The organism is Longimicrobium sp., from assembly GCF_036399935.1.
Classification (GTDB): Bacteria; Gemmatimonadota; Gemmatimonadetes; order Longimicrobiales; family Longimicrobiaceae; genus Longimicrobium.
This window is the reverse complement of the sequence record NZ_DASWMD010000046.1, coordinates 47,325-62,896: the sequence shown is the minus strand read 5'-3', so window position 1 is coordinate 62,896 and position 15,572 is coordinate 47,325. Positions and strand designations below refer to the sequence as shown.

14 protein-coding genes, 5 tRNA genes and 1 other RNA gene are annotated in these 15,572 nt (G+C 69.3%); 3 read left to right on the top strand and 17 right to left on the bottom strand.

All coding sequences use genetic code 11. From position 1 onward, the window contains the following. Positions 1-421 precede the first annotated feature (421 nt). The 7 genes from VGB24_RS14580 to VGB24_RS14550 all read right to left on the bottom strand — a co-directional run bounded on the left by VGB24_RS14580 (position 422) and on the right by VGB24_RS14550 (position 2,570). Positions 422-495, bottom strand: a tRNA-Arg gene (locus VGB24_RS14580). A 7-nt stretch (positions 496-502) separates the two neighbouring features. After that, an RNA gene (rnpB, locus tag VGB24_RS14575) (RNase P RNA component class A) lies at positions 503-870 on the bottom strand. 20 nt (positions 871-890) lie between these two features. Further along, a tRNA-Leu gene (locus VGB24_RS14570) sits at positions 891-974 on the bottom strand. Positions 975-1,006: 32 nt separating this feature from the next. Next, positions 1,007-1,090, bottom strand: a tRNA-Leu gene (locus VGB24_RS14565). A 74-nt stretch (positions 1,091-1,164) separates the two neighbouring features. Next, a tRNA-Arg gene (locus tag VGB24_RS14560) sits at positions 1,165-1,238 on the bottom strand. A gap of 35 nt (positions 1,239-1,273) precedes the next feature. Continuing rightward, positions 1,274-1,346: transfer RNA gene (locus tag VGB24_RS14555), tRNA-Lys, on the bottom strand. A 48-nt stretch (positions 1,347-1,394) separates the two neighbouring features. Continuing rightward, a complete protein-coding gene (locus tag VGB24_RS14550; protein ID WP_331073678.1) occupies positions 1,395-2,570 on the bottom strand; it encodes an acyl-CoA dehydrogenase family protein in 1,176 nt (391 codons plus the stop codon). Between the two features lie 170 nt (positions 2,571-2,740). Here VGB24_RS14550 and VGB24_RS14545 point away from each other — a divergent pair, with 170 nt between their 5' ends. The 3 genes from VGB24_RS14545 to VGB24_RS14535 all read left to right on the top strand — a co-directional run bounded on the left by VGB24_RS14545 (position 2,741) and on the right by VGB24_RS14535 (position 4,805). Further along, positions 2,741-3,472, top strand: coding sequence for an HAD family hydrolase (locus VGB24_RS14545; protein ID WP_331073677.1), 732 nt, complete (start codon positions 2,741-2,743; stop codon positions 3,470-3,472). 138 nt (positions 3,473-3,610) lie between these two features. Beyond that, entirely contained in the window at positions 3,611-4,261 is a 651-nt protein-coding gene (locus VGB24_RS14540; protein ID WP_331073676.1) for a hypothetical protein, read from the top strand. Between the two features lie 124 nt (positions 4,262-4,385). Continuing rightward, the gene (locus tag VGB24_RS14535) at positions 4,386-4,805 is read left to right on the top strand and encodes a hypothetical protein (protein WP_331073675.1); all 420 of its coding nucleotides are present in this window, start codon (positions 4,386-4,388) and stop codon (positions 4,803-4,805) included. Between the two features lie 165 nt (positions 4,806-4,970). Here VGB24_RS14535 and ychF read toward each other — a convergent pair whose 3' ends face one another. The 10 genes from ychF to VGB24_RS14485 all read right to left on the bottom strand — a co-directional run bounded on the left by ychF (position 4,971) and on the right by VGB24_RS14485 (position 15,342). After that, entirely contained in the window at positions 4,971-6,071 is a 1,101-nt protein-coding gene (ychF, locus tag VGB24_RS14530) for a redox-regulated ATPase YchF (protein ID WP_331073674.1), read from the bottom strand. Between the two features lie 112 nt (positions 6,072-6,183). Next, positions 6,184-6,918, bottom strand: coding sequence for a glycoside hydrolase family 25 protein (locus tag VGB24_RS14525; protein ID WP_331073673.1), 735 nt, complete (start codon positions 6,916-6,918; stop codon positions 6,184-6,186). Between the two features lie 74 nt (positions 6,919-6,992). Continuing rightward, positions 6,993-7,445, bottom strand: a complete 453-nt coding sequence (locus VGB24_RS14520; protein WP_331073672.1) for a type II toxin-antitoxin system VapC family toxin — start codon at positions 7,443-7,445, stop codon at positions 6,993-6,995. An 8-nt stretch (positions 7,446-7,453) separates the two neighbouring features. Then, positions 7,454-7,651: a hypothetical protein gene (locus VGB24_RS14515; RefSeq protein ID WP_331073671.1), complete on the bottom strand. Its 198-nt coding sequence runs from the start codon at positions 7,649-7,651 to the stop codon at positions 7,454-7,456. A gap of 151 nt (positions 7,652-7,802) precedes the next feature. Then, positions 7,803-9,947 carry a sodium-translocating pyrophosphatase gene (locus VGB24_RS14510; protein ID WP_331073670.1) on the bottom strand — a complete coding sequence of 715 codons (2,145 nt, stop codon included), beginning with the start codon at positions 9,945-9,947 and terminating at the stop codon, positions 7,803-7,805. Positions 9,948-10,035: 88 nt separating this feature from the next. Then, the gene (pth, locus tag VGB24_RS14505; RefSeq protein WP_331073669.1) at positions 10,036-10,668 is read right to left on the bottom strand and encodes an aminoacyl-tRNA hydrolase; all 633 of its coding nucleotides are present in this window, start codon (positions 10,666-10,668) and stop codon (positions 10,036-10,038) included. 6 nt (positions 10,669-10,674) lie between these two features. Next, positions 10,675-11,304, bottom strand: a complete 630-nt coding sequence (locus VGB24_RS14500) for a 50S ribosomal protein L25 (protein ID WP_331073668.1) — start codon at positions 11,302-11,304, stop codon at positions 10,675-10,677. A gap of 76 nt (positions 11,305-11,380) precedes the next feature. Further along, complete coding sequence (locus VGB24_RS14495) at positions 11,381-12,301, bottom strand: ribose-phosphate pyrophosphokinase (RefSeq protein ID WP_331073667.1); 921 nt, start codon at positions 12,299-12,301, stop codon at positions 11,381-11,383. 213 nt (positions 12,302-12,514) lie between these two features. Continuing rightward, entirely contained in the window at positions 12,515-13,999 is a 1,485-nt protein-coding gene (locus VGB24_RS14490; RefSeq protein WP_331073666.1) for a pitrilysin family protein, read from the bottom strand. Continuing rightward, positions 13,999-15,342, bottom strand: a complete 1,344-nt coding sequence (locus tag VGB24_RS14485; protein WP_331073665.1) for a pitrilysin family protein — start codon at positions 15,340-15,342, stop codon at positions 13,999-14,001. Before VGB24_RS14485 ends, VGB24_RS14490 begins: the two co-directional genes overlap by 1 nt. Positions 15,343-15,572 lie beyond the last annotated feature (230 nt).

The window sequence follows — 15,572 nt, the reverse complement described above, 5'->3', positions numbered from 1 at the left end:
AGCGTGAGGCGCGGCAGGGCCGATCCCAGGCGTGGGTTGATGCGGCCCGTTCGACGGTATCCCTTGGGAGCGTCGCTGCTGCGGATCGATCAAGTCGCTTCCTGGCACGGATTGGCCGCCGGACTCGTCCGGAGAACGTGACCTGGATGCAAGGTTGCCAACCGGGCTAAAGGTCTGGCAGGGGTGTCGACGCGGGTGGCGCGGCCCTGCGGGCGAAGCGACCCCGCTCCAGATGAACACACGCTCCCTTCGCCGGCCTTGTACCTGGCTCGGCCCACAACGGCCGCTATGTGTCCTCGCTGGCATCTCCGCGCCGCCTGACCCTTCCCGAGCCCAGGTTTGTAGCCGAGTATGTATCCCGTGCTCCGGAATGCAACAAGGCCCCACCTGCCAAGTGCAGATGGGGCCTTGCTTTGAGTAGTGCGCCCGACAGGATTCGAACCTGTGACCTTTGGCTCCGGAGGCCAACGCTCTATCCAGCTGAGCTACGGGCGCGCACGTACGGGATGGGAGGCAAATAAGCCGAGTTCTGTCACCCGTTTCCGGGGGAGGATCATTTCTCTTGGGCCGACGTTGCCGCCGGCCTCCAGCAGCCTACCCGGGACTCGTAGCGGAGCGGGCCGCTCCTTGTCCCTGCTCGGCCTTGCTCCGGGTGGGGTTTACCATGCCGCGCCTGTCACCAGCCGCGCGGTGCGCTCTTACCGCACCGTTTCACCCTTGCCTGTGCCCTCGCGGGCCATCGGTGGTTTGCTTTCTGTTGCACTTTCCGTCGCCTCACGACGCCCGGCCGTTAGCCGGCACCCTGCCCTGTGGAGCTCGGACTTTCCTCGACACGAACGAGCCGTGCCGCGATCCTCACTCGCCTCCCAACACCCATGTTTTCAAAGAAGTGCCCAGGAGAGGACTCGAACCTCCACGCCGGTTAAGGCACCAGATCCTTAGTCTGGCCTGTCTACCAGTTTCAGCACCTGGGCAGAGAGGGCCGTACGTTCCGTACCGCGGACAGTGCTCCCGAGAGGACTCGAACCTCCACGAGCTTGCGCCCACTAGATCCTGAATCTAGCGCGTCTACCAGTTCCGCCACAGGAGCGTACCAGTCCGCAGACGGTTTTCCGGCCTTCTCAAATCGTGGCGGCGTGACCGTGATGGCTCACGCCGCGAAGGTGCGCCCAGAGAGATTCGAACTCCCGACCTTCTGATCCGTAGTCAGACGCTCTATCCAGCTGAGCTATGGGCGCATGTACTGCTTGTCACTTCGCAGCCGGCGCAGCAGTGCACCGAGTAGGAATCGAACCTACAACCTTGGGATTAAGAGTCCCCTGCTCTGCCAGTTGAGCTATCGGTGCGTTCGCGACAGGAGGGATAATGTACCCCTCCGGCGCGGATTCGTCAAGTCAGTACGCCGCCAGGCCGGTGATGTCCTGGCCCAGGATCAGCGCGTGCACGTCGTCGGTGCCCTCGTACGTGTACACCGACTCCAGGTTGGCCATGTGGCGCATGGACTGGTACTCCACCAGGATGCCGTTGGCGCCCAGCAGCCGCCGCGCCTCGCGCGCGATCTCGGTGGCCATGTCCACGTTGTTGCGCTTGGCCAGCGACACCTGCTCGGGACGCATGGTCCCCGCGTCCTTCATGGCGCCCAGGCGCCAGCAGAGCAGCTGCGCCTTGGTGATCTCGGTGAGCATGTTGGCCAGGCGCACCTGCTGGATCTGCGTGGCGCCCAGCGGCCGGCCGAACACCGCGCGGTTCTTCGCGTAGCTCACCGCCTCGTCGAAGCACGCCATGGCCGCGCCCACCGCGCCCCACGCGATGCCGTAGCGGGCCTGCGTCAGGCACATCAGCGGGCTCTTCAGGCCGCCCGACGTGGGCAGCAGGGCCGTGTCGGGGACGCGCACGTCCTGCAGCACCAGCTCCGACGTGTCCGAGGCCAGCAGCGAAAGCTTGCCCTTCTGGTCCTTGGCGCTGAACCCGGGCGTGTCGGTGGGCACCACGAAGCCGCGGATGCTCTTGGCGTCGTCGCCCGTCTTGGCCCAGATGATGGCGATGTTGGCGGTGGACCCGTTGGTGATCCACATCTTGGCGCCGTTGATCACCCAGCCGTCGTCCGTCTTCCGGGCCCGGGTGATCATTCCCCCGGGGTTGCTGCCGAAGTCGGGCTCCGTCAGGCCGAAGCAGCCGATCACCTCGCCCGTGGCCATCCGCGGAAGGTACTCGAGCTTCTGCTCCTCGCTGCCGAACGCGTAGATGGGGTACATGCACAGCGCGCCCTGCACCGAGGCGAACGAGCGGATGCCGCTGTCGCCGCGCTCCAGCTCCTGCATGATCAGCCCGTACGAAACGTTGTCGAGCCCCGCGCAGCCGTACTCCTCGGGCAGGTTGGCGCCGAACACGCCCAGCTCGGCCATTCCCGGGATCAGCTCCTTGGGAAGGTAGCGGCCCACGTACGCCTCGTTGATCACCGGCATCAGGTGCTCGTCCACCCACTGCCGCACGGTGTCGCGGATCATCCGCTGCTCTTCGGTGAGCAGCTCGTCGATGCTGTAGAAATCTACGCCTTCAAACCTGGCCATCGGTCACGGCTGGGTTGGGGGATCGGGTCGGTGCGTCGGGCCCGGATGGAAACGGCGGAATGTAGAGGCCGGGTCCCCCCCGGGCAACCCGGCCCCCGCCGTCGCGCCCCGGCGGGACGCAGCGCATATTGTCGCCCGTCCAGCGATCCGCACCCGCACCGCACCCATCCATGCCAGGCACGCGCACCCCCGCCTTCGACGTCGTCGCGCTGGACGCGGACGACACGCTGTGGCACAACGAGCCCATCTTCACCGCCACCCAGGAGCGGTTCCGCGCGCTGCTCACGCCCTACCACGACGCGGCGTGGATCGACGAGCGCCTGTACGCGGCCGAAAAGCGCAACCTGCAGCACTTCGGGTACGGGGTGAAGGGCTTCGCACTGTCGATGATCGAAACCGCGATCGAGCTGACGGAGGGGCGCATCGCGGGGAGCGAGGTGCAGCGCATCGTCGACATGGGGCGTGAGATGCTGACGGCGCCGGTGGAGCTGCTGGACGGGGTGGCCGAGACGGTGGAGGCGCTGGCGGAGAACCATCGCCTGATGCTGCTGACCAAGGGCGACCTGTTCGACCAGGAGGCCAAGCTGGCCCGCTCGGGCCTGGGCGACCACTTTTCCGCCATCGAGATCGTCTCGGAAAAGGACGCGCGCACCTACGCCGGGGTGATCGCGCGGCACCGCATCGACCCGCCGCGGTTCGTGATGGTGGGCAACTCGCTCAAGTCCGACGTGCTCCCCGTGCTGCAGGCGGGCGGCGCGGCGGTGCACATCCCCTACGCCATCACCTGGATCCACGAGCAGGTGCCCGACGAGGCGCTGCAGGGCAAGGAGTTCGCGCGGCTGGAAAGCATCCGCCAGCTCCCCGGCTGGCTCATGGGCGGCGGTTCAGGCCACGGCTCTTGAACAAGCGCGGAAACAGATGCATAATGTCTCCGGCGCCGGTCGCCCCCATTTCCCCGCGCGCGAGCACGGCTGGCCGACCCGCCCCCACGCGTCCGGCAGCCCTCGCGCCCATCACCCACCCGACACACGCACCCTCCCATGAAAATCGTTGCCACGTGCTTTTCCGCCGCGCTGCTCGCGGCGGCGAACGGCGCAGCGGCGCAGGCCGGGCCGCTCGAGACCCGAGGCGGCATGGACCTGCTCACCAGCGCCATCAACCCCGTCGCCGCGGACAGCGCCGGCGTCGGGCACCGCGCGTACGGCCTGCAGATCACCGCGAGCGCCATCACCTACCGCATCCTGAGCCTGAACGCGGAGGGCGGCATGGTGCTCATGAGCGACGAGGCGGCGTTCACGCAGAACACCAACCGGGGCGAAAAGACCTCCGGCGTCGCCGCGCTGATCGGCACGCTCTCCGCCGGTCTGCGCACGCCTCCGGTGGACGTGGGCGAAACCACGCCCACCACGCTTTCGGCGGGAGTGAACCTGGGGCAGAGCTTTCTTCACGTCTCGCGCACCATCACCGACTGCAGCGACTGTCACCGCGAAGAGGTGGACATCAGGGCGGGGAGCTTCTGGGAGCCCTCGGTTACGGTCGAGACGCCGCGTGGAGCGCTCCACGCGCGCTACCGCAGCTACCTGGGCGCTTCGGACGTGAACGACGCGCTGATCATCGGCTTCACCGTCAGGCGCGAGCGCCGCGCGCCGCCGGCAGAGGCCGCGGAGCCGGCCGAACCTGCCCCGCGGTAGGCCATCCGAGGACCGGGCATCCGCCCTCAGCAACTCTTGCGCATGCGGTGGCAGGCGGGGTTACCTTGTTTTGCACGGGCGCCGCCGCCGCGTTTCGCACCACACTCATTCGTGATGACTGCCCATGAAGCTCCGCCGCATCCTGGCCCTCGTGGCGCTGGCCTTGCCGCTCCTCGCCGCATGCAATGACGACTCGACTGGGTCGGGCGAAGCATCCATCCCCGGCACCTACACCCTCCGGACCGTGCAAGGCAAGAAGCTCCCGGTCACCGTGCCGTCCGGAACGGGAGCTGACGTTACGATCACGAGCGGTGCGACGACCCTGCAGCCGAACGAGACGTACACCCTGCAGCTCACGTTCCGCACGACCGAGGGGACCGTGGTGAAAACGGAGACCTATACGGAGCAGGGCACGTATATTCTGAACCTCGACTACGACCGGATCACTTTTGTCCGGTCCCCCTCGGATTCGTACCCCGCGTCGATCGGCGATGGCAAAATGGTGGTGGACGAGGAGGGGCTCGCCTTCGTCTACAGGAAGTAGGCGCCGGGCACCCGGCTGATCGCGGCCGGGGGAGAGCCGGTCATCGAACGGAGAGAGGGGCATCGCCGGATCGTGCGATGCCCCTCCTCGTTCGTTCTCCGCAGGGCCACCAGCGGGGTGCACCCGGCCTGCAACCCTGCTTCGGTCCCGCACTTACACGAGCATTCAGACGTTGAAGCGAAAGAGCAGGATGTCGCCGTCCTGCACCACGTACTCCTTGCCTTCGGACCGCATCAGCCCCTTGTCGCGGGCGGCCTTCACCGAGCCCATCTTCTCGAAGTCGCCCCAGGCCACCGTTTCGGCGCGGATGAAGCCGCGCTCGAAGTCGCTGTGGATGACCCCCGCGGCCTGCGGGGCCCGCGCGCCGACCGGGATCTCCCAGGCGCGCACTTCCTTTTCGCCCGCGGTGAAGTACACCTGCAGCCCCAGCAGCCGGTAGCCCACGCGGATCAGCGTGTGCAGGCCGGGCTCGTCCAGCCCCAGCGACGCCAGGAACTCCTGGCGCTCCTCGGGTGGAAGCTCGGCCAGCTCGCTCTCGATCTTGCTAGAGATGGGGATGATCTCCGCCCGCTCGCCGCTGGCCTCCACCGACGCGCGAAGGGCACGCACGTGCTCGTTGTCGCCCTCGGGAAGGTCGTCCTCGGCCACGTTGGCCAGGTAGAGGACGGGCTTGCTGGTCAGCAGGTTGTACGAGCGAAGGATCTTCTGCTCGTCGTCGTTCGCGTCCACCACCCGCGCGGGCTGGCCCTCGCCCAGGGCGGTGTTCAGCCGCTCCAGCAGCCCCAGCTCCGCCTGTGCGTCGCGGTCGTTGCCGCGAGCCGCCTTGCGCGCCTTCTCCAGCCGCTTCTCCACCACGCCGAGGTCGGCCAGCGCCAGCTCCAGGTTGATGACCTCGCGGTCGCGCACGGGGTCCACACCGCCCATCACGTGCACCACGTCGGGATCGTCGAAGCAGCGCACCACGTGCACGATGGCGTCGGTTTCGCGGATGTTGGCCAGGAACTGGTTGCCCAGCCCCTCGCCCTCCGAGGCGCCCTTCACCAGCCCGGCGATGTCGACGAACTGCACCGTGGCGCGCAGCACCCGCTGCGGCTGCACCTTTTCGGCGAGCAGGTCCACGCGCGGGTCCGGCACCTCCACCATGCCCACGTTGGGCTCTACGGTGCAGAACGGGTAGTTGGCCGCGTCGGCGCCGGCAGCCGTCAGCGCGTTGAACAGCGTGGACTTGCCCACGTTGGGCAGCCCCACGATTCCCAGCTTCAGCATATGTTGAACGCAGTCGGATTCATCCCAAACGAACAAGCCGGGCCTCAGATCTGAGAGCCCGGCCGAGCGCTGAACGTACACCCATCCGCGGGTGCCGTCAACCCGCGGGCCGTCAGCGGTCCACGGGAATCGCTCCGGTGGCGGCGAAGGTCCGCAACTGGTCGCGGGTGCCGTTGAACCAGTTCTGGTCCACGTTGCCGGCGATCCCCGTCACGCGCCCCTCGTCCGTGTGCTGCCAGAACGTCCAATCCGGCCACCCCGCCGGAAGGTTCGGCTCGGCCACGCCGTAGTGCGCCACCCACAGCGGGTACTCGCTCGATGCCGCGCCCACGCTGGGCGTCCAGAAGCTGGCGCGCGTGTAGATGATGGGCCGGCGCCCCGTCGCGCGCTCCACCGCTTCCAGCCAGGTCCGCACGCCGCGCGCGATGGAGTCCGGCGACGCCCCATCCGTCACCTCCACGTCCAGCACCGGCGGCAGGTCGCCCGGGGCGAGCGGCACGGTGCGAAGGAAGTGCTCGGCCTGCTTGGTGGCGCTGGTCTGCGGACGGTAGAAGTGGTAGGCGCCGCGCAGCACGCCGGCCTGCCTGGCCGCGGCCCAGTTGGCGGCGAACCGCGGGTCGGTGAAGTCGCCGCCCTCCGTGGCCTTGATGAACACGACTTCGACGTCGTCACCCGCGACCGCGTTCCAGTCGATGGTGCCCTGCCAGCGCGAGACGTCGATCCCGCGCACCCGGTCGTCTTCCGGAGCCGGGCCCGTCGGCAGGTCTCCGCAGGCGGCAGAGGTGACGGCGAGCAGGACCGCCGCGCCTCGAAGGGCGCGGCGGATGGAATCGAAACGGATCTTCATGTCGTGCAATCACTTGGGAATGGATGTCCCCCCGGTACCCGTTCCCACGGGCCAAGGTCCACCCCTCCGACGGATCATGCCGCGAGTTCGATCACTTCAAGCCCCTCGGCCCGCGCCACCTTGCACTGCTCCACGTCGCCGCTAACGAAGATCACCGGCCGCTCCACCCCGAGTGCCGTCGCTACGTGCACGGCGTCAGGCGCGCGAAGCTCGTGGTGCTCCACGATGCGCGCTGCGGAGTGCACATAGTCCGACGCGGGAACCACCAGGAGCGGCGTGCCGTTGGTGAGGTCATCCCAAACCTGGGGAACGGCGCGCCGGAACGCCGCCGGACTGAACCCTCTGCGCGCAGCGGTACGGCTGCGGACGATCTGCTTGAGCGCCGCGACGGTCTCCGGCAATGCGAAATCGCACACGATTACCTGCGTCGAAGCCGAGGCCGCTACGGCACCGCGCAGCATGTCGCGCACCGTCGTGGAGTCCGGCTCGACCACATACAGCTTCACGAGCGCGGACGTGTCGAACACGTATCGTCTCACCATCGCGCCGTTCTCCGCAGCCTGATTACCGCCTGGCTAGCGAGTTCGCCCTCAACCTCGATCGGGTCGGGCAGCGTCCAATTGGGATCGACGGTCGGCAGCTTCACCGTCAGGCCACGCGCAGCCATCTCGCGCTGAAATTGCAGCCACTCCGGCGGGTGCGGCGAGGGCGGTGTGTTCGGCGTGTCGTTCACGATCGCGTCTCCGTCTGAGGTCGCCTGCAATATAAAAGCGAACACCCCTAACATCCAGTAACGGAAGCCGCCACGAGTGCGACGGGTTTTTCGGGACATAGAAAGCCCCCGGACGAGGTTCGTCCGGGGGCGCTGTTGCTATCGGGATGGCTCAGGCGAGCAGGGCCGCCGCCAGCCGTGAGACGAACGCCACCGCCTCTTCCACCGGCTCCGGCCCGCCCTTGCCCTCGTTGATGGGCAGGCTGAGGAGCCAGGGGACGATGGCGAGCGAGATCAGGCTCATCAGCTTGATCAGGATGTTCATTGACGGGCCCGCCGTGTCCTTGAACGCGTCGCCGATGCTGTCACCGACAACCGCGGCCAGGTGCTCGCGGCTGCCGCGCCCGCCCGGCGCCGTGTGGATCATCTGGCGCGCGTTGTCCCAGGCGCTTCCCGCGTTCGACATGAACAGCGCCAGCAGCACGCCTGTCAGCGTGGCCCCGGCCAGCATCCCGCCCAGCGCCTCCACCCCCAGCAGCGAGCCCATCAGCACCGGCGCGGCGACCGCCACCACGCCGGGGATCACCATCCCGCGCAGCGCCATGCGCGTCGCCAGGTCCACGCACGCCACGCTGTCGGGGGGCACCGTGCCCTCCATGATGGCCGGCGTGTCGGTGAACTGCCGCCGCACCTCGGCGATCATGGCGCGGGCCGCGGTAGAAACGGAGGTGATGGTGAGCGCGGCGACCGCGAACGGGACCGCGCCGCCGACGAGGAAGCCGATCACCACGATGGGATCGATCAGGTTGATCCCCTCCAGCCCCACCCACGAGGCGTACGCCGCGTAGAGCGCAATGGACGTCAGCGCCGCGGACGAGATGGCGAACGAGTTGATGATGGCGCTCTGCTGCTTGCCCGCGGTGTGCAGCGCGTCCGTCACCCGGCGCGCGTCGGGCCCCAGGTGCCCCAGCTGCACGATGCCGCCCGCGTTGTCGGCGATGGGCGAAAAGGCGTGCACCGTCATGGTGATGCCCACCGTCGCCAGCATGCCGATGGCCGCGACCGCGATGCCGTACAGCCCCGACAGCGCGTACGACACCCCGATGGCCGCGCAGATGGTCAGCAGCACCGGGACGGACGACTGCAGCCCGGCGGAAATGCCCGCCAGCACGTTGGCGGCCGGCCCCATGCTCGACGCCTGCGCGATCAGCCGCGAGGCGCGCGGGCCGGTGAAGAACGCCGTGATGCCGCCCACGACCACCCCCGCCAAGGTGCCGGCCAGCAGCGCCCAGTACGGCCCCAGGAAGCTGTACACGCGCCCCGACGCCTCGTCGCCCAGGTCGAAGGGGAGCAGGTAGACGATGGGAAACATCGCCAGCAGGAAGAGCGCGGCCGCCGCCAGCTGCACGTTGCGCAGCGTCTCGGCGGGCTTGCCCCGGTCCAGCAGGCGCAGCAGGTACACCGCGCCGATGGACACCAGCAGCCCCACGCCGATGGCGAACAGGGGAAGCGACACGGCGGCGATTCGGTTCTCGTAGCCGGTGAGCGTGCGCTCCGTCATCCCCACGGCGATGGCGGCGATCACGGCGGCCACGGTGGATTCGAACAGGTCCGACGCCATCCCCGCCGTGCCTCCCGCGCAGTCGCCCACCAGGTCGGCGATGGTGGCGGGGTTGCGGGGGTCGTCCTCGGGGACGTCGGCTTCGACCTTGCCCACCAGGTCGGCGCCGATGTCGGCGGAGGTCTTGAAGATGCCGCCTCCCATCCGCGAGAACAGGGCGATGCTGCCGGCCCCCATGGCGAAGGCGGGAACGATCTCGCCGTACTCGCGGAACCGCACCTCCTCGAATACGCCGGGAAGGCGAATGCCCAGCAGGAACATCAGCCCCGCGCCCAGCATGCAGAGCGAGGCCACGGCCAGCCCGGCGACCGCGCCGCCGGAAAAGGCGGTCTGCAGCGCGGCGGACTGCCCCGGATAGCGGGCGCTTTCGGCGGTGCGGACGTTGGCGCGGACGGCGGCGAACAGCCCCGATAGGGCGGCGGCCATGGCGCACACCGCCCCGCCCACGAAGGCGCCGGCGCTGCGGTACCCCATCGCCAGGAAGAGCAGGAGGGCGGCGGCGCCCACGAAGGCGGCCATCACCACGCCGATGCGGCGGGCGAAGGCCAAGGCCCCGGCCTGGATCTGCGCGGCCAGGGCGCGCATGACCTCGTTGCCCGGGGGCAGCTTGCGCAGCTGGTCCCAGATCACCCAGTTGAAGCCCAGGCCCAGGAGCCCCAGGACCCACAGCCAGTCGGTAAGAATCGTCGGGTTCACGGCTGGCCCTTTGAGGCAGGAGGTATGCCGGAACTGCGAAACCGCGCCGGAAAGGAGGGAGTCCGGCGCGGTCCAGGTGCAGCGGTGCCTAGCGGTTGTAGCGGTCCATCACGACCTCGATGCCGTCGCGCATCCACGTTTCCACGGCCTCGGCCAGCTCCGGGAGCCGCTCGTCCACGAGCTTGCGGTCGCCCCGGGGCATGGACGAGAGCACCCAGTCGGCCAGGTCGGCGCCGGGGGGCTTGGTCCCCACGCCGATGCGCAGGCGCGGGTAGTCCTTGGTGCCCAGCGCCTGCTCGATGGACTTGAGCCCGTTGTGGCCGCCCGCGCTTCCCGAGGGGCGAAACCGCACGCGGCCGGGCTCCAGCGCCACGTCGTCCACCAGCACCAGCAGGTCCCTGCCCAGGTCCAGCGCGCCCATCCGCTTGAGCGGAACGAGCACCGAGCCGCTGCGGTTCATGTAGGTCAGCGGCTTGATCAGGCGCACCTGGAACGGCTCCACCCGGGTGGTGGCGATGGCCTGGTTCTTTTCCGCGCGGAACTTCGGGACGCCCCAGCGCTGGGCCAGGACGTCCAGAAGCCACCATCCCGCGTTGTGGCGGGTGTTGTCGTACTCGCGGCCGGGGTTTCCCAGCCCCACGATCACCTTAGCCCCGGCCACCGCCGCCTCCTCCTCCCGTTCGGCAACGCCCGCCAGCAGCGCCCGCAGGCGCTCCAGCACGGCAGCCTACTCCTCGTCCTTGCCGCCCGTCTTCACCAGCGCCGGCTCGGTGGGCTCGGCATCGGTCTCCACGCCCTCGTTGCGCGACGCGCCCACGATGGAGGCGATGGGAAGCTCGGCGTCGTTGAGCACCTTGTAGCTGCCGGCCGGCACTTCGCCCACGCGCACCGATTCGCCGAGGTGCAGGCCGCTGACGTCGATCTCCACCACGTCGGGGATGGCGTTGGGGAGGCACTCGATTTCCAGGTCGTACAGCACCTGGTCCAGGATGCCGCCGTCGGTGTGCACGCCCACGGGCTTGCCCGTCAGGCGCACCGGCACCTTCACGTGCACCTTTTCTCCGGCGTGCACGTGGAAGAAGTCCACGTGAAGCACCTCGGGCTTGTACGGGTGCATCTGCACGTCGCGCAGCAGCACGTCCTGGGTGCCTTCGCCGTCCAGCTGCAGGGTGATGATGGTGTTGGGGCCCACGGCCGCCATCATCAGCTCCAGCTGGTGGGCGTCGACGGCGAGCGAGCGGGGCGTGTCGCCGTGGCCGTACAGCACGGCGGGAACCTGCCCGGCCGAGCGCAGCTTGCGGGCGACGCCCTTGCCGGCGCCGCTGCGGAGCGTGGCGCTGAGTGTGGTCCTGGCCATCCGAAACCTCCTTGCGATGAAAGTCACACGGCGCGCGTCCGGGGCCCGTACGGCCCGGCCCGCGCACCGCCTGGTGTTACTCGAACAACGAGCTGACCGACTCGTTGATGTGGGTGAAGCGGATCGCCTGCCCCACCAGCTCCCCGACGGAGAGCACGGTAAGGCCGGGGAAGCGCTTCTCCCGGGGAACGGGCACCGTGTTGGTGACCACGATCTCCTTGAACGGCGCGTTCGCCAGCCGCTCCACCGCCGGGCCCGAGAGCAGGGCGTGGGTGGCGCAGGCGTACACGTCGTTGGCGCCGCGCTCCTTGAGCGCGCGCGCCGCCTCGGCCATGGTGCCGGCCGTGTCGATCATGTCGTCGGACAGGAGGCAGTCCTTGCCCTCGACCTCGCCGATGACGTTCATCACCTCGGCCACGTTGGCGGCCGGGCGGCGCTTGTCGATGATGCCCATGGTGGCGTCGAGCCGCTTAGCGAAGCCGCGCGCCATCTTGGCCGAGCCCACGTCGGGCGATACCACCACCAGGTTGGTCAGCTGCTTCTCGCGGAAGTACCGCGTGAAGACGGGCGCCGCGTACAGGTGGTCCACCGGCACGTCGAAGAAGCCCTGGATCTGGTGCTGGTGGAAGTCCACCGACAGCACCCGGTCCGCCCCGGCGCTGACGAGCATGTTGGCCACCAGCTTGGCGCCGATGGCCACGCGCGGCTGGTCCTTGCGGTCCTGGCGCGCGTAGCCGAAGTAGGGCATCACGGCCGTCACCCGGGCGGCCGAGGCGCGCTTCACCGCGTCGATCAGCAGCAGCATCTCCATGATGCTGTCGGCCGGCGCGGTGGTGCTCTGGATGATGAAGATGTCGCGTCCGCGGACGTTTTCGTCGATGCGGACGAAGATCTCTCCGTCGGCGAACCGCTGGATGGTCACCGCCCCCAGCGGCACCTTCACGACCTGCGCGATCTCTTCGGCGAGCGGGAGGTTGGCCGTGCCGGCCAGCAGCATGGGCCCTCCCCTCGCGAACGCTTCCGCCATTTCCTGACTTGGGTTTGGGTTGCGTGTGCGGCGGGTAGAATAGCCGCGCCGGGGCCCGTGCGAAAGCCCCGGCGAGCGTTCGCGACGCGCGCCGGGGCGAGGGGAAGTGCGTGAGTGCGTGAGTGCGTTAGTGCGTGAGTGGTTGTTCCGCACTCCCGCACTAACGCACTAACGCACTCTCCGTTACCTCACGAACTCCGTCACCTCGCGGATCTCCACCGGGCCCAGGTTGGCGGCGCGGATGCCGGCCTCCACCTTGGAGCGGTCGCCCACGATGACGACCACCGACTGCTCCGGCCGCACGTACTGGTTGGCCACCCGCCGCAGGTCGGCCGCGGTCACCGCCATCACCCGCTGCACGTAGGTGTCGAAGAACGACGCGTCCAGCCCGTACGTCTCCAGGGTGGCCAGCTGGCCCGCCACGTCCTGCGTGGTTTCCAGCTGGTCGGGCAGGCGCAGGGCCACGAAGGCCTTGGCCTTGTCCAGGTCCGCCTCGCTCACGTCCTCGGCGCGGATGCGGCCCAGCTCGCGGAAGAACTCCACCAGCGAGCTGTCGGTGGCGTTGGTCTGCACGCCGGCCCGCGCGGTGAAGGGGCCCTCGCCGCGCAGCATCTGGTAGCCGCTGCTGGCGCCGTACGACCAGCCGTGCGTTTCGCGCAGGTTGGTGTTCAGGCGGCTGGTGAACGAGCCGCCCAGCAGCGTGTTCATCACCAGCAGCGCGTAGTAGTCGGGGGTGCTGCGGGCCACGCCCGGGTGCCCGATGCGGATTTCCGACTGCGCGGCGCCCGGCTTGTCGATCAGGTAGATGGTGGTCCGCCCGATCCGCGGCGCGGCGGGCGGCGCCGATGCCACGGCCGTGCCCTGCGCGCGCCAGCCGCCGAAGGCCTGCTCCACCAGCGGCTGCATCTGGGCCGGGTCTACGTCGCCCACCAGGATCAGCGTGCTGGCTTCCGGCCGGAAGCGCTGGCCGTGGAAGGCGGCCACGGCCTGCCGCGAAAGCGCCTGCGTGGCACTCGCCGTGGGATAGCGGCCGTACGGGTGCCCGGAGCCGTACACCAGCCCCGAGAACGCGTAGTTGGCGATGGTGCCCGCCTCGTCGCGGGCGCGGGCCAGCTGCGTCAGCCGCTCCTGCTTCAGCCGGTCGACCTCGCGCTGCGGAAGGTCGGGGCGCGTCACCACGTCGGCCATCAGCCGCAGCGCCTGCGGAAAGTTCTGCCGCAGCACGTACAGGTTGGCCTGGGCGGCATCCACCCCGGCGCCGGTGCTGAGCGTGGCGCCCAGCAGCTCCAGCGCGTCGGCCAGCTCCAGCGACGACCGGCCGCCGGCGCCTTCGTCCAGCATGTTGGCGGTGAACGACGCCAGCCCCGGCGTGGCGGCGGGCTCGTCGGCGCTTCCGGCGCCGCGGGTGACCATCACCGCGCTGATCACGGGGAGCTCGGCCTGGCGCACGTAGACCACGTTCAAACCGTTGCCCAGCCGCATGCGCGCCGGGTCCGGCAGGTCCACCTGGGGCGCGGGGCCGGGGCGCGGCGCCGTGCGCGGAAACTCCTGCGCCGTCGTGACGGGGGCCGGTGCCGGTGCCGGACCCGCTTCGGGGGCCGGGGCGGCGGCGGGGGTGCAGGCGGCCAGGGCCGCGCCGGCCGCGGCGATCGCGATGGTACGGTTCATCACTGGTTCTCCTCGGCGGCCAGCGCCGTCTTGCCCTGGGGCACGAAGCTGATCACCACGCGGTTGCGCCCGGCCAGGTACTGCTGCGCCGCCCGCTGGATGTCGGCGGGGGTGAGGGCGCGGTAGCGCGCCAGGTCTTCCTCGGCGTGGTCGGGCTCGCCGGCGTAGTAGAGGTAGTCGTTCAGCCGGTCGGCCTTGCCTTCCACCGTTTCCAGCGCGCCCACGAAGCCGGTGACCAGCGTGTTCACCACGCGGTCCAGCTCCTCGCGCGAGGGGGGCGTCTGCGCCAGGCGCGCCACCTCTTCGTTCACCGCCGCCTCGATGCGGTCCAGGTCCACGTCGGGCTTGGCGCGCACGCGGATCCACAGGTCGCCCGACAGCAGGTTGGCCTCGTGGAACGCCGCGGTGAAGGCGGCCACCTGCTCGTCGTACACCAGCCGCTTGTGCAGCCGCGCGCTCTTGCCCTGCGTGAGCACCGCCGCCAGCACGTTCACCGCGGCCTCGTCGGCCGAAAAGCGGGGGCCGGTGCGCCACACCATGCTCAGCTCGGGAAGGGTCACCCGGTCTTCGCGCGTGGTGTAGACGGTGGAGGCCAGCGAGGGCACGGGAATCTGCGGGCGCTGCACGTCGCCGCCCCGCGGGATGCCCGCGAAATAGCGCGTCACCCACTGGCGCACCTGGTCGGTGTTCACGTCGCCCACGATGGCGATGGTGGCGTTGTTGGGCGCGTAGTAGGTGCGGAAGAACTCGGAAACGTCCTCCACCTGCGCAGCGTCCAGGTCGGCCATGGAGCCGATGGTGGTCCACGAATACGGGTGGCCGGCGGGGTACAGCAGCGCCGAGGCCGTTTCCCAGAGCATGCCGTACGGCTGGTTCTCGTAGCTCTGCCGGCGCTCGTTCTGCACCACGCCGCGCTGCCCCGAGAGCTTGGTGGGCGACATGGCGTCGAGCAGGCCTCCCATGCGGTCGGCCTCCAGCCACAGGGCCAGCTCCACCGCGTTGGAGGGCATCACCTCGTAGTAGTTGGTGCGGTCGGTGGTGGTGCTGCCGTTGTTCCGGGCGCCGGCCGCTTCCAGCAGGTTGTCGAAGTCGCCCTCGGGGACGTAGCGCGAGCCTTCGAACATCACGTGCTCGAAGAGGTGGGCGAACCCGGTGCGGCCCGGCTTTTCGTAGCCGCTGCCCACGTGGTACCACACGTTCACCGCCACCACCGGCGTGGAGTGGTCTTCCGCCACCACGACGCGCAGCCCGTTGGGGAGCGAGAACATCGTGTGCGGGATGCTGACCTGCTGCGCCGCGGCGGGCGCGGCGAGCAGGGCTGCCAGCAGGACGATCCGTTTCATCAAGCGGCCTTCCGGATGGGAGTTGCGAATGCGGTATGATACCGCCCGCCGGGGAGCCTGAAAAGAGCACATGCTAAAATATTCGCCCCCCGGTGAAGGGCAATGCTTTCGGGTGACGGGGAGGATGCGAAGCGTGGGCCTCGGCTGCCGCGGGGGCCCTCACCCGGCCGCGCTGACACGCGTGCCACCCTCTCCCACAAACAGCGTGGGAGAGGGGGTACACCCCAGGG